The sequence below is a fragment of the Devosia sp. LjRoot16 genome (assembly GCF_964252795.1).
Classification (GTDB): Bacteria; Pseudomonadota; Alphaproteobacteria; order Rhizobiales; family Devosiaceae; genus Devosia_A.
Window position 1 is genome coordinate 432,432 of sequence record NZ_CAXUPH020000001.1, and the last position, 22,541, is coordinate 454,972.

The 22,541-nt window shown below is 65.3% G+C and carries 21 protein-coding genes and 1 other RNA gene; 7 read left to right on the plus strand and 15 right to left on the minus strand.

Translation table 11 applies throughout. From position 1 onward, the window contains the following. Positions 1-49 precede the first annotated feature (49 nt). Positions 50-931 (plus strand): dienelactone hydrolase family protein, encoded by an 882-nt coding sequence (locus tag ACSQ23_RS02085; protein ID WP_436089545.1) that lies wholly within the window; start codon positions 50-52, stop codon positions 929-931. 573 nt (positions 932-1,504) lie between these two features. On the opposite strand, the gene ACSQ23_RS02090 is transcribed toward ACSQ23_RS02085, so the two are convergent. Beyond that, positions 1,505-3,907 (minus strand): bifunctional diguanylate cyclase/phosphodiesterase, encoded by a 2,403-nt coding sequence (locus ACSQ23_RS02090; RefSeq protein ID WP_436089546.1) that lies wholly within the window; start codon positions 3,905-3,907, stop codon positions 1,505-1,507. A gap of 184 nt (positions 3,908-4,091) precedes the next feature. On the opposite strand from ACSQ23_RS02090, the gene ACSQ23_RS02095 reads away from it, so the two are divergent. Then, on the plus strand, positions 4,092-4,550 hold the full coding sequence (locus tag ACSQ23_RS02095; protein ID WP_056003161.1) for a hypothetical protein: 459 nt from the start codon (positions 4,092-4,094) through the stop codon (positions 4,548-4,550). 66 nt (positions 4,551-4,616) lie between these two features. On the opposite strand, the gene recR is transcribed toward ACSQ23_RS02095, so the two are convergent. The 5 genes from recR to ACSQ23_RS02120 form a co-directional block, all read right to left on the minus strand. Then, the gene (gene recR, locus ACSQ23_RS02100; RefSeq protein ID WP_055877232.1) at positions 4,617-5,210 is read right to left on the minus strand and encodes a recombination mediator RecR; all 594 of its coding nucleotides are present in this window, start codon (positions 5,208-5,210) and stop codon (positions 4,617-4,619) included. Between the two features lie 91 nt (positions 5,211-5,301). Continuing rightward, positions 5,302-5,622, minus strand: coding sequence for a YbaB/EbfC family nucleoid-associated protein (locus ACSQ23_RS02105; RefSeq protein ID WP_055877229.1), 321 nt, complete (start codon positions 5,620-5,622; stop codon positions 5,302-5,304). Then, a complete protein-coding gene (locus tag ACSQ23_RS02110) occupies positions 5,619-7,403 on the minus strand; it encodes a DNA polymerase III subunit gamma/tau (protein WP_436089547.1) in 1,785 nt (594 codons plus the stop codon). Before ACSQ23_RS02110 ends, ACSQ23_RS02105 begins: the two co-directional genes overlap by 4 nt. Positions 7,404-7,485: 82 nt before the next feature. Continuing rightward, positions 7,486-7,583: signal recognition particle sRNA small type (gene ffs / locus ACSQ23_RS02115), an RNA gene on the minus strand. Between the two features lie 53 nt (positions 7,584-7,636). Next, positions 7,637-7,813 (minus strand): hypothetical protein, encoded by a 177-nt coding sequence (locus tag ACSQ23_RS02120; RefSeq protein WP_436089548.1) that lies wholly within the window; start codon positions 7,811-7,813, stop codon positions 7,637-7,639. A 254-nt stretch (positions 7,814-8,067) separates the two neighbouring features. Here ACSQ23_RS02120 and ACSQ23_RS02125 point away from each other — a divergent pair, with 254 nt between their 5' ends. Further along, positions 8,068-8,463: a hypothetical protein gene (locus tag ACSQ23_RS02125; protein ID WP_436089549.1), complete on the plus strand. Its 396-nt coding sequence runs from the start codon at positions 8,068-8,070 to the stop codon at positions 8,461-8,463. Positions 8,464-8,619: 156 nt separating this feature from the next. Further along, entirely contained in the window at positions 8,620-8,841 is a 222-nt protein-coding gene (locus ACSQ23_RS02130; protein WP_055995266.1) for a hypothetical protein, read from the plus strand. A gap of 5 nt (positions 8,842-8,846) precedes the next feature. Here ACSQ23_RS02130 and ACSQ23_RS02135 read toward each other — a convergent pair whose 3' ends face one another. Continuing rightward, positions 8,847-9,677: a prephenate dehydratase gene (locus ACSQ23_RS02135; RefSeq protein ID WP_436089550.1), complete on the minus strand. Its 831-nt coding sequence runs from the start codon at positions 9,675-9,677 to the stop codon at positions 8,847-8,849. 392 nt (positions 9,678-10,069) lie between these two features. Here ACSQ23_RS02135 and ACSQ23_RS02140 point away from each other — a divergent pair, with 392 nt between their 5' ends. Continuing rightward, a complete protein-coding gene (locus ACSQ23_RS02140; RefSeq protein WP_436089551.1) occupies positions 10,070-10,792 on the plus strand; it encodes a c-type cytochrome in 723 nt (240 codons plus the stop codon). 73 nt (positions 10,793-10,865) lie between these two features. Further along, on the plus strand, positions 10,866-11,813 hold the full coding sequence (locus ACSQ23_RS02145) for a 2-hydroxyacid dehydrogenase (RefSeq protein ID WP_055995272.1): 948 nt from the start codon (positions 10,866-10,868) through the stop codon (positions 11,811-11,813). A gap of 157 nt (positions 11,814-11,970) precedes the next feature. Here the strand turns inward: ACSQ23_RS02145 and ACSQ23_RS02150 are convergent, their stop codons facing one another. Then, the gene (locus tag ACSQ23_RS02150) at positions 11,971-12,885 is read right to left on the minus strand and encodes a bifunctional helix-turn-helix transcriptional regulator/GNAT family N-acetyltransferase (RefSeq protein WP_436089552.1); all 915 of its coding nucleotides are present in this window, start codon (positions 12,883-12,885) and stop codon (positions 11,971-11,973) included. Positions 12,886-12,920: 35 nt separating this feature from the next. After that, the gene (locus ACSQ23_RS02155; RefSeq protein ID WP_436089553.1) at positions 12,921-14,264 is read right to left on the minus strand and encodes a leucyl aminopeptidase family protein; all 1,344 of its coding nucleotides are present in this window, start codon (positions 14,262-14,264) and stop codon (positions 12,921-12,923) included. 161 nt (positions 14,265-14,425) lie between these two features. Between ACSQ23_RS02155 and ACSQ23_RS02160 the strand changes: the two genes are divergently transcribed. Further along, positions 14,426-15,211, plus strand: a complete 786-nt coding sequence (locus ACSQ23_RS02160) for a tetratricopeptide repeat protein (protein WP_436089554.1) — start codon at positions 14,426-14,428, stop codon at positions 15,209-15,211. Between the two features lie 93 nt (positions 15,212-15,304). Here the strand turns inward: ACSQ23_RS02160 and ACSQ23_RS02165 are convergent, their stop codons facing one another. Genes ACSQ23_RS02165 through cpaB form a run of 6 tightly spaced genes read right to left on the minus strand, consistent with a single transcriptional unit; the run spans position 15,305 to position 22,460 of the window. After that, positions 15,305-16,318 (minus strand): type II secretion system F family protein, encoded by a 1,014-nt coding sequence (locus ACSQ23_RS02165; protein WP_436089555.1) that lies wholly within the window; start codon positions 16,316-16,318, stop codon positions 15,305-15,307. A gap of 9 nt (positions 16,319-16,327) precedes the next feature. Next, the gene (locus tag ACSQ23_RS02170) at positions 16,328-17,305 is read right to left on the minus strand and encodes a type II secretion system F family protein (RefSeq protein ID WP_436089556.1); all 978 of its coding nucleotides are present in this window, start codon (positions 17,303-17,305) and stop codon (positions 16,328-16,330) included. 9 nt (positions 17,306-17,314) lie between these two features. Then, a complete protein-coding gene (locus tag ACSQ23_RS02175; protein WP_436089557.1) occupies positions 17,315-18,796 on the minus strand; it encodes a CpaF family protein in 1,482 nt (493 codons plus the stop codon). Positions 18,797-18,810: 14 nt separating this feature from the next. Continuing rightward, positions 18,811-20,085 carry an AAA family ATPase gene (locus ACSQ23_RS02180; RefSeq protein WP_436089558.1) on the minus strand — a complete coding sequence of 425 codons (1,275 nt, stop codon included), beginning with the start codon at positions 20,083-20,085 and terminating at the stop codon, positions 18,811-18,813. Between the two features lie 15 nt (positions 20,086-20,100). Continuing rightward, entirely contained in the window at positions 20,101-21,591 is a 1,491-nt protein-coding gene (locus ACSQ23_RS02185; protein ID WP_436089559.1) for a type II and III secretion system protein family protein, read from the minus strand. Between the two features lie 17 nt (positions 21,592-21,608). Beyond that, positions 21,609-22,460 (minus strand): Flp pilus assembly protein CpaB, encoded by an 852-nt coding sequence (gene cpaB, locus ACSQ23_RS02190; RefSeq protein WP_436089560.1) that lies wholly within the window; start codon positions 22,458-22,460, stop codon positions 21,609-21,611. Positions 22,461-22,541 lie beyond the last annotated feature (81 nt).

Consider the following 22,541-nt stretch of genomic DNA (forward strand, 5'->3'; position numbering starts at 1 on the left):
AGTCCGGTTGCACGCCTTAGCCTCCCCCGTCAAACAGGAGGACGGCGAAATGGACGAGAGGGACACACCCCCGATCTCGCAGGAGATGATCAATCTCTTCGACGACTACACCCACCTGAGCCTCGACCGCCGCAAATTCATGGACAATCTCGCCAAGCTCGCAGGCTCGATGAGCGCGGCGACGGTGGCGGCAGCGCTGATGGCGTCGAACGCCAAGGCGCAGGGCCTGGTGCCCGAGGATGATGCGCGGCTGGTTACCGAGGACGTGGCCTATCCGGGCGCCAAAGGCGAGATGCGCGGCTACCTCGCCTACCCTGCCGAGGGCGGACCGTTCGGCGCGGTGATCGTGGTGCACGAGAATCGCGGGCTCAATGCGCACACCAGGGACGTGGCGCGACGCGTGGCGCTCGAGGGCTTCGTGGCGCTGGCGCCTGACTTCCTCTCCGACCTCGGCGGCACGCCCGCCGACGAGGAGGCGGCGCGGCCGATGTTCCAGCAGCTGCCGGCGGCAGATGTCGCAGCCAATGGTGTCGCGACCATCGCCTGGCTGAAGACCCATGCGAAGGGCAACGGCAAGGTCGGCGCCATGGGCTTCTGCTGGGGCGGCGGCACGGTCAATAACCTCGCGACAGTGGCGCCCGACCTCCTCGCGGCGGTGCCCTACTATGGCGGGCAGCCGGATGCCGCGGCGGTGCCCAGTATCAAGGCCAAGGTGATGGCGCATTATGGCGGGCTCGATGAGCGGATCAACGCCGGCATTCCCGCCTTCGAGGCAGCGCTGAAGGCCGCCGGGATCGACTACCAGATCTTCATCTACGAGGGCGCCAACCACGCCTTCAACAACGACACCTCGGCCGCGCGCTACAGCAAGGAAGCATCCGACCTGGCCTGGTCGCGAACGATCGGGCTGTTCCGCGAGGTGCTCGCCTGAGCGCAGCCAGAGAGCGCAGGGACGGGGGTACGCCCCTGCGCCACAAGAAAGCTCGGAGCGCGCCTTCTCCCACCTGGGATAGGCAGCCGGCGATTATTTCCGCCACCGCAGCGGATCGTCGATCGGCCGAGGCAATGGTGGCAGGCCGATATCGCGCCGGAGGCTGTCGGGGAGTTGCGGCTCACGGCGCAGTTTTCCCCAGCGGATCCAGGATAGCAGCCAGTTTCGCCAGCCGGGGCGACGGGCAGCGTCGCGACGGGAAGCGGGAGCAGTGGTCTCAGATTCTGTCATAGCCAAGCAGGCGCGTGGCGCCTGTCTCCTTGTTACGAGGGGAAGGCGCCAGCGAATGAAAAAGGCCCTGGGCCCGGCGATGTCCGCCGGAGCCTGGGCCTTTGCCTTCGTAGCGATGTGGTTAGAGGTGCGCCGGCAAGCGGCGGCTAAGCCCTATCGTCGGCGCATCACGAAACTCGCAGACATGGCCCATACCTCCATCGACCGCGGCACTGAGCGCCGCGGACAACATGGAAGCTAGGCGGCCTGTCCGCTCGGCGCAAGACCCGCCGCGGCGCGGAGCTAGCTGGCCAGCGCCTGCAGCGGTGGCGGCAGGATGCTGTCGAGCAGCTTGGTCCTGCCCTCGGTAAGCGCAGCGAAGGTCCGGATGTCTTCCGGGCGGCTCAGCAGATAGCCCTGCGCCGTCTGGCAGACCTCGCTCTTGAGGAACGCCAGCTCCTCGGCCCGTTCGACGCCTTCGGCGACAACCGGAACGTTCAAGCCGCTGCCCAGACCCAGTACCGCCCGCACGATGGCGGCCGACTGGTCATTGTTGTCGACGGCGCGGATGAAGGACTGATCGACCTTGATCTTACTGAACGGGAAAGCGCGGAGGTTCGCCAGCGACGAGTAGCCGGTGCCGAAATCATCCATGGCGATGCGGACGCCGAGCGCCCGGATCTGCCTGAGCGTCGTTACGGCTCGCATCATGTCGCGGATCAGCGCCGTTTCGGTGATCTCCACCTCGAGCCGGGCCGGCGACAGGCCGGTGCTGATCAGCACCTCGTGCACGGTCTGCGCGAAGGTGGGCGAATGCACCTGCACTGCCGAGACGTTCACCGCCACCGAAAGCGGCGACTTCCAGCGCGCCGCTTCGCTGGCGGCGGCACGCAGCACCCACTCGCCGATCTGCAGGATCAGCCCGCTCTCCTCGGCCACCGGCACAAACACCGACGGTGGAATCTCGCCGCGTTCCGGATGTTTCCAGCGCACCAGCGCCTCAAAGCCGGTGACTTCGCCCGATTGAATATCGACCTGCGGCTGGTAGACGAGGCGCAACTGATTGCGCGACACGGCGTGGCGCAGGTCATGCTCGAGCATGCGGCGGTCCCGCACTTCGGCGCCCATGGCGTTCTCGAAGAAGCGGTAGATGCCGCGCCCATCCTGCTTGGCGCGATAGAGCGCCGTGTCGGCATGAGTCATCAGCTGCTCGGCGGTATCGGCGTTATCAGGGAACAGTGCGATGCCGATCGACGCGGAGATCAGTGCTCCGCCGGCCGATTGCTCGTTGTTGCGGCGGAAGCCGTCGAGGATCTGCTCGGCGATGCGACCGGCGCGGGCCGGTGTGCCGATATCCCCAAGCAGCACGGCGAACTCGTCGCCGCCCAGGCGCGCGGCGTCACCGACCCCCTCGATGGCGCCGAGCAGCGCCTGGCCGACGCGCTGCAGCAAGGCATCGCCGGCGGCGTGCCCGAAGAGGTCATTGACCTCCTTGAAGCGATCGAGATCGAGGCAGAGCACGGCGAAGCTCTGCTCGTGACGCCGCGCGTGGCTGATCTCGTCCTCAAGCTTGCGCGAAAAGCTCACCCGGTTGGGCAAGCCGGTCAACGCATCATGGTGGGCGAGGAAGCGGATATGCTGCTCGGCCTGCTTGCGGGCCGAGAGATCGCGGATGGCGATGGCCTGGTGTGGCTGGCCGGCGAAATCCACCTGGCGCAGGATGACTTCGGCAGGCACCGCGCCGAAGCCGGTCTTCAGGTCGGTCTCGACCGCGATGTTGGGTCGCTCGAGCAGCATGGAGCAGGCGGCCGAACCGAGGAATTCCGACAGCTGCCGGCCGCTGACCGAAGCCTGCGGCAGGTCGACCATGGAGAGAAAGCTCTGGTTGGCGGTGACGATTTCGCCACCGCGCACCACCAGGAGGCCCTCCACCGCGGCATCGGCGAGGCCGCGCATGCGGTCGCTCTCGGCGAGAGTGCGGCGGCGATCGAGCAGGTCAAGGTAGGTACCACCAAGTGCAAACACCAGGATCATCACCGAGACCAGCGCGACGACGATCGATAGCCATTGCGGCGTCTGGTCTTCGGCAGAGACCACCGGGAAGCAGTTCTCCAGCCCCGCTGCCCCCATGGCAGTGAAATGCATGGCGCAGATGGCAAGCGTGAGGAGGATCGTGGCACGGATGCGGTGGCGCAGGGTGTGTCCGTTCACTGCGAAATAGATCGACGCTCCGGCAAGGGTCACGCCCAGCAGCACGGACACGGCGACCAGCGGCGAAGCCCAGGCAATGCCGCCGCCGATCAGCAGCGACGCCATGCCGGTATAATGCATCAGGGCGATACCGAGGCCGATGACGGCGCCGCCGAGCACGGAATCGGAACGGCGGGTGCCGAGCGCGGCGAACCACAGGCCACCACCGACGATCGAGATGGCGATGCTGAGAGAAACCAGGGTGAGCGGCAGGTCGTAGCCAACCGGCATGCCGGCATTGAACGAGAGCATGGCGACGAAATGCGTCGCCCAGATGCCGAAGCCGACGGAGAAGGCGGCGACTGCCAGCCAGACCCGTTGCATGGCGCCGGTGGTGCGGCGCGCATGATGGAGCAGGGTAATGCCGGCAAAAGCGGAGAGCGCACAAACCAAAGCCGCCAGGGCCACCAGGCGGAGGTCGTGTTGCTCGAAGAGCGTAGTCAGTACAGTTTGCAAGATGGCGCGTCCTTCTGGAGCCAATGCCACTGCTCTCGGCCCCCACTGGTGAAGGGAGTGTTGCGCCTGCAGCTGTGACTTGTACTTAATCGCTCACGTCTGGAGACGGCGTAAACGGAGGCTTAAGATATCGGCTGAACCCGTCGCTGGGTGTGTGCGTTACTGCTCACTGAGGGAGGCGCCGATGATCTCGAACCATTTTCGCGGCTTGATCGCCGAGGACACGCCGGCCGGCAATGACGGCGACACACCCGGCTTTGCCCAGCCGGTGAGCCAGACCGAGATCGAAGAGCTGCTCTATGGCGACGACTGGCCGGCGGTCGAGCGGCTGGCGCGGCTGCTGGCGATCCGCGACGAGCTCAGCAACCTCGAAGCGACGGATTTCGGCGATGACGATCCGCGCACCCTGATCGGCGCCATCGACGAAGCGGTCGCTCAGCTCAATGGGCTCGCCGGCGAAGGCATGGACCCGACCTCGGTCGACCACGATCCGGCAGCGCATCGCGAAACGCTGTCCCCCGATTCCGACGAGCTCGAGGCAATCGAGGCCGCGGATGAGGCCTCGCTCGAAGACGAGCCGGAAAGCGCTATCGACAAGAGCCAGTGGATCGACGGCGACGGGTTGGACCGGGGCGAGGGTTAGTCTGGAGCGGACTGCAGGCGATTCATCTGTTAGCGCCTCCCTCCCCCTTGAGAGGAAGGGGGCAGATCAGAGTGCGGTGCGCGCCTTCAGCGCCTGGCTGAGCGTGCCTTCGTCGAGATAGTCAAGTTCGCCGCCCACCGGCACGCCGTGAGCGAGGCGGGTGATCTTGACGCCGCTGGGGGCGAGGCGGTCGGTGATGTAGTGCGCGGTGGTCTGGCCTTCGACCGTGGCGTTGACGGCAAGGACGATCTCGGAGAACTCCGGGGCGCGGCGCAGCAGCGCATCGATCGACAGATCATCCGGGCCGACCCCGTCGAGCGGCGACAGCACGCCACCGAGCACGTGGTACTTCACCGCCCCTACTCCGGCGCGCTCCAGCGCCCAGAGGTCGGCGACATCTTCGACCACGATCAACAGGCCATTGTCGCGGCGCGGATCGGCGCAGATGTGGCAGGGCGAGCGGGTATCGACGTTGCCGCAGGTTTCGCAAACGGTCACCGCCGCAACGGCGCGATCGAGCGCCGCCGACAGCGGGATCATCAGCTGTTCCTTCTTCTTGATCAGCTGCAGCACGGCCCGTCGGGCCGAGCGCGGCCCCAGCCCCGGCAAGCGCGCCAAGAGCAGGATCAGCTGTTCAATCTCGGGTCCGCCGTTGGCCATGTTTGGTGAGCGAACAGCCAATAGCGAGTAGCGAGTAGCGGGCCGTCCCCCCTGCTCGTCATTCGCTACTCGCTACTCGCTACTCACTCCTTCAAAATGGAAACTTCATGCCGGGAGGCAGCGGCAAGCCCGCCGTCATTTCCTGCATCTTGGCGTTCATCTCGTACTCGGCCTTGCCCTTGGCATCGTTATGGGCGGCGAGGATCAGGTCCTCGAGCACCGATACATCGTCGGAGACGAGGCTGGGGTCGATCTTCAACCCCTTCATCTCGCCCTTGCCGTTGAGCGTCACCACCACCAGACCACCGCCGGAGCGGCCTTCGACGGTCATCTCGGCGACCTTGTTCTGGAACTCCTCCATCCGCCCCTTCATCTCCTGGGCGGCCTTCATCATTCCCATCAGGTCTTTCATTCGTCGTCTTCCTCATCGCTGTCGCGGACGGCGTCCGCGTAGGCTTCGATCGGTATCTGTTCCTGCTTGACGGTGACGCGCACCGTGGCGCCGGGGAACGTCTCGAGGATGGCCTGCACCAGCGGATCCTGATGGGCCTCCTGGCGCACTGCCTCCTGCCGCTCCTCGCGCTGCTCGCGCATGGTCGGCACGTGCTGGGCGTCGGTCTTGAGGGTGATCATCCACTGCCGGTTGGTCCACAGCTTCAGCCGGGCCGACAGCGTCTGGATGATGCCCGGATCGGCATTTTCGACCAGCGCCACTTCGAGCCGGCCATCGCCGATGGAAACCGGGCGCAGGGACTGCTCGAGCGCAATCTTGACGATGACATCGCGTTTCTCCCCCGCCAGCGCGACGAGCTCGGCGTAGGTGCGCGGGTTGGCGAAGGCCTGCGGGGTAGATTGCGGGATGACCTGCGGCGCCGGAGCGGCATCGAAGCGCGGCGCCACCTCGGGCTGGTATTGGCGAGCGGCGGACGGGCCACCGCTGCCGCCACCATTGCCGCGCGCCACCGGCGCCGATTGCGGCTGGGCCGGAGGCGGCAGGTTGCCGAGTTTGGCGATCAGCTCGTCCGGGGTCGGCAGATCCGACGCATAGGCGAGGCGGACCAGCACCATTTCGGCGGCCTGCAGGGCGTTGCCGGCCTGCTGCACCTCATCATAGCCCTTGAACAGGATCTGCCAGGTACGACTCAGGGCGCGCATGCCGAGCTTCTGCGCCAGCTGGGCGCCGCGGCTGCGCTCGTCGGGCGTCAGCGACACGTCATCGGCGGCGGCCGGGACCACCTTGATGCGGGTGACGAGGTGGGTGAAATCGCAGAGGTCGGCGACGATGGTCTGCGGGTCGGCGCCGGCGTCGTAGAGCTCGCGGAGGTTGGTGAGCGCATCGCCGATGCGGCCGGCCATCAGCGCCTCGAACAGGTCGATGGTCCGCGCCCGGTCGCCGAGCCCGAGCATAGCCTTGACGGTAGCCGTCGTCACCTTGCCGTCGCCGTGGCTGATGGCCTGGTCGAGCAAAGACTGGTTGTCGCGCACCGAGCCCTCGCCGGCCCGCACGATCATCGCCAGCGCCTCGGGCTCGTAGCCGATGTTCTCGCGGGCCAGCAGGTCGATGAGGTGGGCGGTCATCGTCTCGGGCGGCACGCGGCGCAGGTCGAAGCGCATGCAGCGCGACAGGATAGTGACCGGGACCTTCCTGATTTCGGTGGTGGCGAAGATGAACTTCACATAGGGCGGCGGCTCTTCGAGCGTCTTCAGCAGCCCGTTAAAGGCCGCGGTCGAGAGCATGTGCACTTCGTCGATGATGTAGACCTTGTAGGGCGCCGATACGGGCCCGTACTTCACCGAGTCGATGATCTCGCGGATATCGTTGATGCCGGTGTTGGAGGCAGCGTCCATTTCGACCACGTCGACGTGGCGGCCCTCAATGATGGCGCGATCGTGGACACCTTCCTTGTCGAAATCGAGCGTCGGGTGCCGGCCGGTTTCATCCTCGTAGTTGAAAGCGCGGGCGAGGATGCGGGCCGTGGTGGTTTTTCCCACGCCGCGGACGCCGGTGAGAATGAAGGCGTGGTGGATGCGGCCCGACTTGAAGGCGTTCCTGAGCGTCTGCACCATGGCGTCCTGGCCGATGAGCTGGGCAAAGCTCAGCGGCCGGTACTTGCGCGCCAGCACCAGATAAGGCGACTTCGCCGCCGCAACGGCGGGCGCAGGGGGATCGTCGGGGAACATTCCGTCAGCCATGGCAGAGCATATAGCGAGCGCGGGCGCAGATCGCAAAAGCTCATGCCATCAAAGCGGCGATGCGCGGTCAGAAAGATGTGGGAAGTAGGAGGCTGGCAACGACCCGTGAAGGTCTCGTTGGGGCTGCTACCTTCCGGTCCTGACCCGGTTGGCGAGGAACACGTCCGCACCAACCTCCCGTCGCCTATATGGAAGAGGATCGCGGCAAACGCAAGGCCGTGCGGCGGGCGTTCTCACGGGACGGTACCGGGTGCGCAGGGCTCCGGTGTCGACGCGCCGGGACCGAAGACGGCCTGTCGCGCCCCGGCAAACTCGCCACCGCTCTCGAAGGCGATCAGATCGCCGATCGTCGCGCCGTCGAGGCCGAGGTCGCGCCGGAACTCGGGGCTCATCTGGGCGATCTGAGACATGGCGACACGGGCCCGTCGCTTCCGCCACCAGGCTTGCAGCCAGCGTGGGGCTCTCATGATTGCGCGTCCGCGCAGCCGAAGGGGCTTATCGTCTTCATTTCGGTTCTCGTCTTGCTCGCCGCAACGAGGCGGAGCCCCCGCAGGCATCACCATGACGAGGCGAGAGGGCCGCCGCCCCCTCCGATCGGACGGGAGAATGCAACCTGCCTAGCTCGATCACCGTTATTGCGCTGGTATGACCGGTGGAGGCGGTGATGATCGCCAAGGGCAGCAATGACGAAACCGAGGCGCGGCGCCATATCGCGCTGCTGCAGGGCATGATCCGGCACTGGAACGTCATCGCCGACGAGTACCGCGATGCGGCGCGTGGCCGGGCTCAGGTGAGCGCACAGATGCAGCGCGAAGCCGACCGCACCCACCGGCGCATCCGCGAAGCCCTTGAGCTCTGTGACCGGCTGATCGACAACCTGCCCCCGGGCCACGACATGCGCCGCGACCTGTTCCAGATCGAATGGGCGCTGCAAGCGCTGAGCGAGAGCATCGCCATCTCGGCCGAGCAGATGGGCCCGCGGATCGAAGCCAGCCGAACCGTCGCCGGGCTCAGGTACCTGCTGAGCGCATTGAGGCAGGATGCGGGGCTCGGGGCCTAGAGCACCCGGACCTGATACTCCCCGTCGCTACCCCACCGACCGGTGGAGGTGGCCAAGCGACGGAAAGCCCCTGTCCTACCCTGAACGCATCCCTCAGACCTTGTTAACAAACTGGGGCGCATTCTAAGGACTTCACGAGCCTGAAGGAGGCTTGTCATGTTGAAGTCAGTCCGCGTCCCCCACGAACTCGTCGCGCTCAGCCAGATGCAGCGCGCCAGCATCCGCGAAGTCGGCGCGCCGCTCTACCTGCCAGCGTTCGAGCATCAGATCCTCGAGGCCGAGGCCCGTCGCGAAGAAGACAAGGCCGACGATCTCGACTGGGGCGTCACAGCTGGCGGCCTCACCGTCGGCGCCGACGAGGACGACGATTTCTACTGATACCGTCAGGCCGCTGATGCGGCCTTGTAGACGCCCAGCACGTGGAAGTGGTCGGTGAAGAACTTCAGCTCCTCGAAGGCGAGCTGCACCGACCGATCCGACGGATGTCCCTCGATATCGGCGTAGAACTGCGTGGCGGTGAACGAACCGTCGAGCATGTAGCTCTCGAGCTTGGTCATGTTGACGCCATTGGTGGCGAAGCCGCCCATCGCCTTGTAGAGCGCCGCCGGCACGTTGCGGACGCGGAAGACGAAGGTGGTCTTCACCTTGCCGGCATCCGGCGCCGGTTCCTCAGCCTGTTTCGAAATCACCAGGAAGCGCGTGGTGTTGTGCGCCGCGTCCTCGATGTTCTGGGCGAGCACGCTCAAACCATAGACCTCTGCGGCGAACAGCGAGGCAATGGCGCCGACCGACTTATCGCCCTTTTCGGCGATTTCGCGGGCCGAGCCGGCGGTGTCGACGCCGTTGATGGTCCTGAGCTTGTGCTTGGATATGAACTTGCGGCACTGGCCGAGCGCCACGGAAAGCGATTGCACCGCCTTGATGTCGGCGAGGGTCGCACCGGGCACGCCGAGCAGGTTCATCTCGACGCGCAGGAAGTGCTCGCCAGTGATGAACAGGCCGCTCTTGGGGAGCAGGTGGTAGATGTCGGTGATACGGCCGTAGAGCGAGTTCTCGACCGGTACGACGCCGAACTCGGCATCGCCGTTCTGCACCGCCGCAATGGTATCCTCGAAGGTGGTGCAGGGCAGCGCCTTGTCGCTCGGAAACAGCGCATGTGCCGCCGCGTGGCTGAAGGCGCCGGGCTCACCCTGGAACGCGATCTTTCTGGACATGTGCTGGAACTCCGAAGCCGATCTTTTCTGGTCGCGGGGCGAGGCGGAAAGTCCTGCAACTTCTCCGCTCCCCGCGCCGTGCGGCGCCTTAATGCGACCCGGTGCGAGCCAAGTCAATGTTGAGGGAAATCATCCTGTTTCCATAGGAGCAGGATTGCGTGCGGTTGCATCGCACTTCTGCTCCAAGTGCTTGTTTTGTCGCGAGATCGAACCGAAAAGGTCTGATCTCGCTCTGTTGTCGCAGTGCGCTTCTGCCCCGTTGCGCCCCATGTGGGGACAGACTATCTTCCGCCCGCGTCGGGACAGGGCTTGAAGCGCCGGGGTTGGCCAGCTATGGCCTATCGCTGTTCCGCCGTTCATCAAACCGGCGTCAAAGGCTAAAGATACCCGCGATGGATTCGTTCGAACTCAACAAGATCATTGGCGCCGTTCTCGGTACCCTCCTGTTTGTCATGGGCGTGGGGTTCCTGGCCGAGGCCATCTACCACCCGATCGAAGGTCGCGGGCCGGGCCTGACCCTGGCCGAGGCAGAGGCTCCTGGCGAGCACGGCGCAGGCGCCGCCGAGCCGGAAGCGCCGGCTGTGCCGCTGGGCGTGCTGCTGGCCAGCGCCGATGCCACCGCCGGCCAGGCCTCGGTGAAGAAGTGCTCGAGCTGCCACAATTTCGGCGAAGGCGAATCCAACAAGACCGGCCCGCTGCTTTACGGCGTCGTCGGCCGCGTCGAGGGCAGCCACGAGGGCTTCTCGTATTCGGACGGCATGCTGGCCCATAAGGCCAATGGCGACACCTGGACCTACGAGAACCTCGATGCGTTCCTGACCTCGCCCAAGACCTACACCCCGGGCACCAAGATGAGCTTCGCTGGCGTCAAGGACCCGCAGGAACGCGCCAACATCCTCGCCTACCTGCAGACGTTGTCGCCGACGCCAGTGCCGTTCCCGGCCGCGGAAGCTGCTCCGGCGGCTGAAGGCGCAGCCCCCGCCGAGGGCGCCGCCGCTCCGGCTGAAGGCGCCGCTGCGCCGGCCGCGGAAGCCGCACCTGCTGCTGAAGCGCCTGCCGCCGAAGCTCCGGCCGCCGAGGCGCCGGCGGCAGAAGCGCCGGCTGCCAGCCATTGATCCTCGACTGAGGTCCGTTTGATTTCCGAGCCGCGCCCCTGGTGCGGCTCGTTCGTTTTTGGGGAGACGACCGATGACCTTGCTGCTGCACCTCGCCGATTTCAACGAGCGGCGCTGGGCCGATGGCTTCGCCGCCGCCCTGCCCGGCCGCAAGGTGGTGACGCGCGCCGACAGCTATGATCCGGACGAGGTGGAGTACATCTTCATCTGGAAGCCGAAACCCGATGCGTTCGAGGGTCTGCACAAGCTCAAGGCGATCCTGTCGCTGGGCGCCGGCGTCGATGCGCTGCTGCGCAATCCGTCCCGCCCCAGGGACGTGCCGATCGCCCGCTTCATGGATGAGGACCTGACGCAGCGGATGAGCGATTATGTCGTCTCGCAGGTCACCATGCACCAGCGGTTGCTGACGCGCTTCAAGCGCGACCAGGCGAAAAAGCAGTGGCGGCAGCTCTACCCGGCGCCGGCCTGGGATGCGACCGTCGGCATCATGGGCCTCGGGGCCCTCGGGCTCGATGCTGCTCGGCACCTCAAGGTATTCGGCTACAAGCTTCGCGGCTGGAGCCGGACCGCAAAAGACGTCGAGGGCGTCGAAGTCTTCACTGGGCCCGAGCAGTTCGAGACGTTCCTTGCCGGCACCGACATCCTCGTCAACCTGCTGCCGCTGACGGCGGAGACGCAGGGCATCCTCAACTACGACACGTTCAGCAAACTGAAGCGCGGCGGCATAGACAACGAAGGCCCGGTGGTGATCAACGCAGCGCGCGGCGGGCACCAGAAGGAAGCCGACATCGTCCGGGCGCTGGGTGATGGCACGCTGAAAGCGGCGAGCCTCGACGTGTTCGAAGTCGAGCCGCTGCCGCAGGAGTCGCCGCTGTGGGAGATGGACAATGTCTACATCACCCCGCACATCGCCGCCGCCTCCAGCGAGCGGACCGGCGTCGCCTACTTCTCCAAAGTGATCAAGGACCACGAAGCCGGCCTGCCGCTGCCCAACGTGATCGACTTCAGCCGGGGGTATTGAGGGCAGCGCTGCCTTCCATTCACTCCCGCCTTCGCCACCCACACCGGCGTCATCCCCGCGAAAGCGGGGACCTCCGTTTGCGATGGTGCAGGCTGCGAGAAAACAGAGATTCCCGCTTTCGCGGGAATGACCCGGTGGTTGGCGAAGAGCGAGGTCGTTACAGCTTCAACTCCCAGTATTCCCCCACCAGATCCTTACCGAAGCTGTGGTGCGGTTTGCTCTCGGTGAGGGTGAAGCCGGCATTGGCGTAGAGCTTTCGCGCGGCGACGAGACTGGCCTGGGTCCACAGCCGGATCTTCGCATAGCGCTTGTCACGGGCGTGGCGGACGACCTGGTCGACGAGGAGCTTGCCCACCCCAAGGCCGCGCGCGTCGGGCTCGACATAGAGCAGGCGCAGTTGCGCTACGCCCTGCCCGGCATCGACGACAAACACCGAACCAATGATCTTGCCATCGCGTTCGGCGATCCAGCAGCCCTCGGTCGCCGGATCGAAGTCCTGCAGGAACTTGCCGCCGATCTCGGCCGCCAGCGCCTCATAGCTGCCATCCCAGCCGAACTCACCAGCGTAGAGCTGGGCTTGCCGGGCGACGACATGCGCAACATCGCCGATGCGATGCGGCCTCAGGATGATGGAGGCCCCGCTATCATCGCGGTCGAGGATGCGGGCAATGGTCTGCATGGCAGAGACCAGCTCACGTCGCTCGGTTTCGGACAAGGGTGTGATCAGATCGGCGATGGCGCCATCGGCCGCTGCCTCGACACTGGCGGCGGCCCTGTCGCCGTCAGGGGTGAGCGCCAGCTGGTTGCGGCGCCGATCCGAGATACTGGGCGATACCGCCACCAGCCCCTCGGCGACGAACTTCTGCAGCATGCGGCTCAGATAAGCGGGGTCGACCCCCATGGACCGCGCCAGGTTGGCGCCATTGGTATGGCCGGCCGCGGCGAGCTCATAGAACAACCGACTCTCGGCCGGGCTGTAATCGGTTTTCGAGTAATGCTCATCGAACAGCCCCAGCCAGCGCGCGAAGGCGCGGTTGAAGCGACGAATCTCGGCAATCTGCTTGTCATCCATGATGGATGACAGTGGCGCCGATATCGTTGATTTTGTCAACTATATCGTTGCTTGAGGTAGCCGTAGACAGCGCGGATGCCCTGGTCGGTGCCACCGAAAGGCCGGCCGGGCCTGGCCTCGGGGGCCCAGCCGTAGATATCGAGGTGCACCCAGGCCTTGGCCTGTTTGACGAAGCGCTTGAGGAACAGGGCCGCGGTAATCGAGCCGGCGAAGGCGCTGGCGCCGGCATTGTTCACGTCGGCGATCTTGGAGGAGATCATCGCATCGTAGGGCGCCCAGAGCGGCATCTGCCAGAGCGGATCGTCGGACGCGGCGCCGGTGGCCATCAGCTCACGGGCCAGTGCGTCATCGGTCGAATAAAGCGGCGGCAGGTCGGGGCCGAGCGCCGAACGGGCGGCGCCGGTGAGCGTCGCCATGTCGACGATGAGGTCCGGGCTTTCTTCGTCGGCGAGCGCCAGCGCATCGCCGAGGATCAGCCGGCCCTCGGCATCGGTGTTGCCGATCTCGACGGTCGAGCCGTTGCGGGCGCGCAGGATATCGCCGGGGCGAAAGGCCGGGCCGGAAATGGCATTCTCGACGATCGGGATCAGCACACGCAGCCGCACACGCAGCCCGGCATCGATGATGGCGTGGGCGAGGCCGAGCACGTTGGCAGCGCCACCCATATCCTTCTTCATCAGCAGCATGCCGGCCGACGGCTTGATGTCGAGGCCACCGGTATCGAAGGTGACGCCCTTGCCGACCAGCGTGACCTTTGGATCCTTCGCCTTACCCCAGCTGAACTCGACCAGCCGGGGAGCCTCGGCGGCGGCGCGACCGACGGCGTGGATCATCGGGAAATTCTGCTTCAGCAGCTCATCGCCGGCGATCACCTTGAGGTCCAGCTTGTGACGTTTGCAGAAGGCCCGGATCTCCTTCTCGAACGCTTCCGGGCCAAGGTCATTGGCCGGCGTGTTGATCAGGTCGCGGGCGAGGTAGGCGGCGTCGACCAGGCGATCGACCTCTGCTGCATCCGCACCCTCGACCGGCTCCAGCACCGCCGGATCGCGCGGTTTGCGATAGCGGTCGAACCGATAGGCACCGAGACGGAAGGCAAGTGCGGCAAGCGTGGGGTCACCGAAGCTGCCGCCGAGCCTGTACTTGCCTGGCTCCAGCGCTGCCGCCGCCTGCCCGAGAATCAGGGCCGGGCGATCGTCGGGTTTGCCGAGACCGAACAGGTGACCACCGAGCCCACCACCCTCCCCCGGCAGCGCCAGCAGACGTCCGCGCTGGCCGGTGAAACCGTTGGCCTTGGCCCATTGCAGGTCGGCCGCCGTCAGGGTGGCGGGCAACGCCTCCTGCTCCACGGCGATGAGCGGCAGCGACTTCGACTTGGCCATTTCGGAGTATCCGTTGCGAGGGCGAGAAGCATTGCTTACGCCGCGGTCGCAGCCGTGGCAACGGTTCGGCAACGCACCTTAACCCCCTATTAGGGTTAATCAATTATTGCTGCTTGGTGGGCTCGGGAATTGCCAGTTGCATTGCCCAGAGGAAGAGTTTCGTGTCACTCCGCCTGATCCAGAACAAGCTTAAGCCGTTGCGCTCCCTCATGTTGGTGAGCGTGGCCGCCATGGCGCTTTCCGCCTGCGCTTCGAACCCGATGACCACCGGCAGCATTGGCGGCGACCAGGCCGGCCAGCCGATGGACAGAAAGCAGCAGGCACTGGCGCAACTCGCCGCGCACTATAAGAAGTCGCCAGGCGATCGCTCGGCGATCATCTACTACGCCGCCGCATTGAGGGCGAACGGTCAGAACGAGCAGGCGGTGGCGGTGCTGGAAAACGGCGTCGCCAAGTTCCGCAACGACCCCGAAATCCTCACTGGCTACGCCAAGGCGCTGGTCGCGACAGGACGCTTCGAGCAGGCGCTCAACGTCGTCGAACGGGCGATCAATCCGACCTCGCCCGACTGGAACGCGCTGATGGTGAAGGGCGCGATCCTCGACCAGAGCGGTCGCAACAAGGAGGCCCGCGCGGCTTATGGCCAGGCGCTGAAGATTGCACCCGACCAGGCGTCGCTGCACGCCAATCTCGGCCTCTCCTACTCGATGACCAACGAACTCGACAAAGCCGAAGCGGAACTGCGCATCGCGGTGAAGCTGCGCGGCGCCAACAGCCAGATCCGGCAGAACCTCGCATTGGTGGTTGGGCTGCAGGGGCGGTTCGACGAGAGCCGCGCGCTGTTTGCAGCGGAGCTGCCGGCCGACCAGGTGGAGGCCAACATGAGCTATATCCGGGCGCTGCTGACGCAGCAGAACCGCTGGGATGCGGTGAAGAACTCCGGGTGAGGTGGAGCGAGAGCGAGTAGCGAATAGACGCAGGGCGCCAATCGGCGCCCTTTTTCTCTACTCGCCAGTCACTATTCGCTGCCGGCTTCCCCTTCAGCCGCCACCGTTGATGAAGCTGTTGGAAAAGACGCGGATCATCGCCGGAGACAGGATGATGATGAACAGCACCGGCAGAAAGAACACGATCAGCGGCACGGTGAGCATGGGCGGCAGGGCGGCGGCCTTCTTTTCGGCCTCCATCATGCGGGCTTCGCGGCCTTCCTCGGCCATGACGCGGAGGGCCGAGCCGACGGAGGTACCGTGGCGCTCGGCCTGGATCAGCGCCTGCATCACCGACTTGACGTTGTCGAGGCCGGTGCGGCGGCCGAGGTTTTCGAAGGCGCGGGTGCGATCCTCGAGGAAGGCGAGCTCGGCAGTGGTGAGGGTCATCTCCTCGGAGAGCTCGATGCTCTGGGCGCCGATCTCCTTGGCGACCCGCTTCAGCGCGTGCTCCACCGACATGCCGGCCTCGACGCAGAGCAGCACCAGATCGAGCGCATCGGGCCAGGAGCGCTTGATCGATTTCTGGCGCTTGATGGTCTGGTTCTTGAGCAGGAGATTCGGCAGGTAGGCGCCGAGGAGCCCGATGCCCAGGGCATAGACCGCGTTCAGCCAGAGCGGCTTGTCGGCGAATGCGACAAGGCTGAAGTAGGCAAAGGCGATGACAAAAAGCACCACCGGCGTAACGAAACGCAGGAACAGGTAGGTGGTCATCGCCGCCTGCCCGCGATAGCCGGCACGGGCCAGCTTCTCCGTGGTGTTGTCATCCATGAACGCCTTTTCGAGCGAGAAGCGCTCGACGACGTTCTTCATGTAATCGCGGCCGGCGGTCTGGCGGATGGTTCGTGTCTGCGCTTCGGCGCCGCCACCACCGCCGCGCAGACGGGCCATTTCTTCGGCCCGCATCTTTTCGCGCTCGAGCGCTACGCGGCGGATGCGCTGGCGCATCTGCGAGCCGCCGGAAAAGAAGGTGGCGCCGATCGAGAACACCACGGCAGCAGCCGCCACAGCGGCGAGCACGGCCACCAGGAACTGCGTGTTGGTCAGCGTCGCGACGAGATTTTCCATCGCCGGCCCCTAGATATCGAACTGGATCATGCGGTTCATGATGAACCCGCCGAGGAACATCATGATCGCGGCAATGCCGAGCATGAGATTGCCGATCGGCGTCTCGATCAGCGGCAACAGGTAGCTGGGTGATGTCAGCGACACGAGAAAGGCGACGAGGATCGGCAGCGAGCCGATAATGCCGGCCGAGGCCTTGGCTTCGGCGGACATCGCCTTGACCTTGGCCTTCATCTTCTTGCGGTTGCGCAGCACGCGCGCCAGGTTACCCAAGGCCTCGGAAAGGTTGCCGCCCGCCTGCGCCTGCACCGTGATGACGACGACGAAGAAGTTGACTTCCGGCAGCGGCACGCGATCGTAGAGGGTGACTACCGCTTCCTGGATGGTCTTGCCCACCGCCTGCTGGTCGAGGATGCGCTGGAAGTCCGATTTGATCGGCTCCTTGGCTTCCTTGGCGACAAGGCGCATCGAGTCGTTCAGCGGCAGACCGGATTTGACACCACGCACGATAGCTTCGACGGCATTGGGCAACTCGTCGAGGAAGGCGTTCTGGTACTTCTTGCGACGGTGGCCGACATACATCCGCGGCAGCAGGTAGCCGCCGGCCACCGAAAAGATCAGGCAGTAGATCAGCTCGAGCTGCAGCACGAAGCAGAGCACGAAGACGATGATGCCGAAAATCACCGAGTTGCGGATGAAGGCGCCCTTCTTCAGCTTCATACCAGCCTGATACAGCCGGTCCTGCAGCGGGATATTCTTCTTTTTGCGCTCAAGCGCCACGGTCTGGGCGCGCAGCGTCTGCTGGATTTCCTTGCGGCGGGTATCGCGGTTGCGCGTCGCATCGGCATTGCGGCGGTTGGCCTGGATATCGCCCTGCAGCGCCTTCATGCGCTTGTTGGCGCGACCGCCGCCCAGCATGGCCGGGACCAGCGCGAATCCGGCGGCTCCCACGGCGACGGCGGCGAGCAAGGCGAGGATCAGCGGGGTCATCGTTGGACCTTATGCACCAAGGATCTCATGCTGTTCGACGTTGGACTTCTCCAGCGCCTCGACGAGATTGGCTTCTTCGTTGAAGTAGCGGGCGCGCTCGGTGAAGTTCGGCTTGGTGATACCGGTCGAGCGGTGGCGACCGACCAGGTTGCCGTTCGAGTCTTCGCCGAGAATGTCGTAGAGGAACACGTCCTGGGTGACGATGACATCGCCTTCCATGCCCAGCACCTCGGAGATGTGGGTGATGCGGCGCGAACCGTCGCGCAGTCGCGCGGCCTGCACCACCACGTCGATCGAGGAGACGATCATCTCGCGGATGGTGCGGCTGGGCAGCGAATAGCCGCCCATGGTGATCATCGATTCCAGACGCGAAAGTGCTTCGCGCGGGCTGTTGGAGTGGAGCGTGCCCATCGAGCCATCGTGGCCGGTGTTCATCGCCTGCAGCAAGTCGAAGGCTTCCGGTCCGCGCACTTCGCCCACGATGATGCGCTCGGGACGCATACGGAGGCAATTCTTGACCAGATCGCGCATGGTGATCTCGCCCTCGCCCTCAAGATTGGGTGGGCGGGTTTCGAGGCGCACCACGTGCGGCTGCTGCAGCTGCAGTTCGGCCGAGTCCTCGCAGGTGATGACCCGCTCGTCTTTCTCGATGAAGCCGGTAAGGCAGTTGAGCAGCGTGGTCTTGCCCGAGCCGGTACCGCCGGAGATCAGGATGTTGGCGCGCACCCGGCCGAGGATGCGCAGCACCTCGGCGCCCTCAGGCGAGATCGAGCCGTACTTGACCAGCTGCTGCAGGGTCAGCTTGTCCTTCTTGAACTTACGAATGGTGAGCGCGGCGCCATCGATGGCAAGCGGCGGGGCGATGACGTTGACGCGCGAGCCATCGGGCAGGCGCGCATCGCAGATCGGAGAGCTTTCATCGACGCGGCGGCCGACCTGGCTGACGATGCGCTGGCAGACGTTCATCAGGTGTGCGTCGTCACGGAAACGCACATTGGTGAGCTTCACCTTGCCACCGACCTCAATGTAGCATTTCTGGCTGCCGTTCACCATGATGTCAGCGATGTCGTCGCGGGCCAGCAGCGGCTCGAGCGGGCCGTAGCCGAGCACGTCATTGCAGATGTCCTCGAGCAGGTCTTCCTGCTCGGAGATCGACATGATGATCGACTTGAGGGCGATGATCTCGGCGACGATGTCGCGGATTTCCTCGCGCGCCGCTTCCTGATCCATGGTCGCGAGCTGGCTGAGATCGATCGAGTCGATCAGCGCGTTGAAGATCGCCGACTTGGTCTGGAAGTACTCCTTGTCGCGCGCCACCGCCTCGGGACTGCGCACGTCGAGCACGCCGCCATCGTCGCCACTGCGTTTGTTGTCAGCAGCGCGCGCTACGTCCTGACGGGGCGTGGCGGGGACAAGCGGAGCGACCGCCGGGCGCGCGGCCTGCGCGGCGCCGGGAGTGTTGCCTCCGAAACTGGTACGCTTGCCGAACATCTAGGACTGGCCTTTCAGGCGCGCTTCTTGATGAAAGACGGGAGTTTGAGCCCCGGCTTCTTGGAGGCACTTTTCTCGGGGGCGTTGCGGCCGGTGACGTGCAGGCCGATCAGGCGGAACACTTCGTTGGCGCGATTGTTGGCGGCGACCTCGGCGACCATCTGGCCGTTATTGGCGGCCGTGCCGAACGTGGCGGCGTCGAAGCCGATCTGGCCGAGCAGCCGGCACTCGACCGAGGCGGCGAACTCGTTGGCCGCGATCTCGGGACGCCGTGGCATGCCGACCTTGTTGATGACGAGCAGCGGCTCGCTCTCGGCGGGACGCAAGGCCTTGATGGTGTCCGACAGGTTCTTGGCGTTCCTCAAATTCGCCAGGTCGGGCTCGGCGACGATGATCACCTCATCGACGGTCGCGATAGTGTGGCGGACCCAGGCGCTCCAGATGTGCGGGATATCGAGGATAACGATCGGCGTGGACTTCTGGCTCAGCTCGACAATCTGCTCGAACTCGCGCTCCTCGAAGTCGAAGGTGCGGTCGAGCACCACGGGCGCGGTGAGCAGGTTGACGTGATTGGCGGCCTTGCTGGCCAGCCGATCCAGCATGGTCTGGTCGAGTTTGGCGTTGGAGCCGATGGCGTCGGCGATGCCATGCGGCGGATCCTGGTTGAAATTCAGCCCGGCGGTGCCGAAGGCGAAGTCGAGATCGAGGATCAGGGTGTCCTGGCGCAGCGTCTGGCTGACAGCCCAGGCGACATTGTGCGCAACGGTGGAGCCGCCGGCACCGCCCTTGGCGGAGATGAAGCCGATGGTGCGGCCAATGGGCGCCGCGCCCTCGGCGGCGAACAGCTCGCTGATGGCGGAGACGATCGACTGGGCCGATGCCGGCAGGACGATGTACTCGGAAACGCCCGAGCGGATGAGCTCGCGGTAGAGCAGCACGTCGTTGATGTGCCCAAGCACGATCAACCGGGTCGAGGCATCGCAAACCTCGGCGAGGCGCTCCAGCGCACCGGGGATTTCCTCCGGCTGCAGCGAGGTCTCGACGATGATGAGGTTCGGCGTCGGGTTCGAGCGATAGGTCTCGATGGCGCCATCGAGACCGCCATTGTGGGTGGTCAGCGCCACCTTCGACATGCGCCGGTCGTGCACCGCAGATTCGACCAGTTGCGCCGTCTGGGAGTGTTCGCAGAAGGCCTGGATGGTGATGCGCGGGATCAGCCGCGTTCCGGCAGCGATCTCGATCGCGGGTTCGTCAGCCTGCCTGGCGTTGTCGCGGGAGAGGAAACTCATGACTGCTACACTCCATCAATCCAGCAGGAAGCCGACGGACCCGTCATAGCTGCCGCGGGTGCCCGCGGGCCCGACGCCGTACATCGTCTCGATGTGGCCCAGGAAGATTGCCTCGGCGTCGTTAGCAAACTGCATACGATCGGTTGGCAATTCGGGTTTCTTAGTAGTCGTCTGGGCGAGATAGGGAGTGACCAGGATCACCAGCTCGCTCTGCGAGCGGATAAAATCACGCGAGCGGAACAGCGCCCCCAGGATCGGGATGTCGCCGAGCCCCGGCAGGCGATGGATCTGGGTGCGGGTCTTGTCCTCGATCAGGCCGCCGATCGCGAGGGTCTGGCCGGTGCCGATCTCGACCGAGGTCTTGGCGGTGCGGCGCTTGATGCCGAGCAGGGTCGAGCCGCCGACGGTGATGCTGCCCTCGGTGCTCAGCTCACTGCTGGTGGTATCGACGACGAGCGCGATATTGCCGTTGGACTTGATCGTCGGGGTAAAGGCAAGTTTGACGCCGAAATCCTTGTACTCAACCGCCACCTTGCCGTCCGTGACGCTGGTCGGCACGGGGAACTCGCCGCCGGCGAAGAAATCGGCGCTCTGACCCGACATGGCGGTCAGGACCGGCTCTGCCAGGGTGCGGGCCGCGCCGCGCTGCTCCATGGCACGGATCTGCGCATCGATGCTGAGGCCACCGATATCGACACCGACCTCGAGGCCGTTGTCGCTGAACAGGTTGGAGGCACCACCGATCGGCTGCGAGCTGATGAGCTTGGTGGTGAGCCCGCCACTGGAGTAGCTGCCGGTCAGGTCGATGCCGAACTGCTTGGCGAGACTGCGGTTCACTTCAGCGACGGTGACCTTCAGCATGACCTGCTGTGGGCCGGACACGGTGATCACGCTGGTGACATTCTTGGGGTCCCCGGAGAATTGCCCGGCGATGGCAATAGCCTTGTCGGCATCGTCGGTGCTGCCGGCATTGCCCGACAGCACGACGCGGTTAAGGACGTTGCCGTCCGCGTCGGTCAGCGAAACCGCCTCCACCTGGATGTCCGAGTTCGGCATGACCCTGCGGAAGGTCTCTCGCAGCGCCGCGGCGACGTTGGAGCCGCCGGTGTTGGCGGCGCCGGTGGTGCTGACATCGACCACGACAATGGTGCGGCCGGCGCCGTCGAGGAAGAAAATGTTGGTATCGCCAGAACTCACGGCCTGGATAACGGCGCGGCGCTTGTTGCGCAGGATGGCGTTGGCAACGCCCGGCTGCGACACGATCACCTCCTGGGCGTCGACCGGCAGGTCGATGATCATCGACTTGTTGATGCCGATGCTGACCGGCTGGGTGGAGCCGAAGCTGCTGGCGCCGATGCGCAGGTGATTGGAATCGGCGCCGTGCGCCTCGCCAAGACCGAGCGGGGCAAGCCCAAGCGCGGCGCCGATCAGGGCGGCAGCTGCCATCAGGCGCAAGGTGCTGGCCATGAGCGAGCGCGGAGAACGGGTGGTGAGAGCCGGAGACATCACGTAATCCTCACACATCATTGCACCTGTTCTTCTGAGCCGGTGTCGTCGAATGAGGCCTGGGCGACATTCGGGCTGGAACCGGGCATCACGTCGCTGCCGACGCCGAAGCGGATCATGCGGACCGCGCGGCTGCTCTGCAGATCATCGCCGGGGGATGGCTTGAAGTCGGCAATCGAACGAAGCGCCACCGAGAGGACGCCGATCTTGGAGGCGTTGATGATCACCTCACCCTGGGCCGGGGTCAGCTCGAGCGTCGCGATAGTGCCGCCCTGAAAGACGTCGGCCTTGGGGTTTTCGGGATTGGCCTTCTCGCCCGTCGTGCCGGCTTCGCCAAGACGGGTGCCGATGGCCAGCACCTTGACGTTGGAGAGGATGGTCTGGCTGATGCCGCCGCGGCTGAGCACGATGTCGACGCGGTCATTGGGGAGCACGAAGCCGCCGGCCGCGGCGTCGGCGCTGACCGGCACGGAGACGCCGCGCATGCCCTTGGTCAGCACGGCCGACAGATAGCCCTGGTCGGAGTGCACCAGCTTCTTGTCGATGATCGGCTCGCCCGGGAAGAACTCGAAGCGGGCGACGGCGTCGAGCATCTTGGTGGGTGCATCGGGCAGGACGGCTTCGCTGATATATTCGGGGCGGACGGCGAACTCCGGCCATTCCTGCCACTCGATGGTTTCCGCCGTGATCCGCTGGCCGACGCCGATCGGCGCCTTGGCCACCAGCACCTTGGCCTTCTTTTCCTTGATGACCTGGGTTGGCCCCTCGACCACGACCTGCTGCGGAGCCGTGCCGCGCATGGCCAGGAAGGCTGCGAGCCCGCCTGCCAGAAGCGCGACGACCAGCAGGATGATACGCGAGACTCCCATCGCCCCAAACTCCACATGCTGGGCCCGAAGGAACCCCGCTACTCTTGCGGTCGACTATCGCGGCAAAGGGTCAAAGTTTGG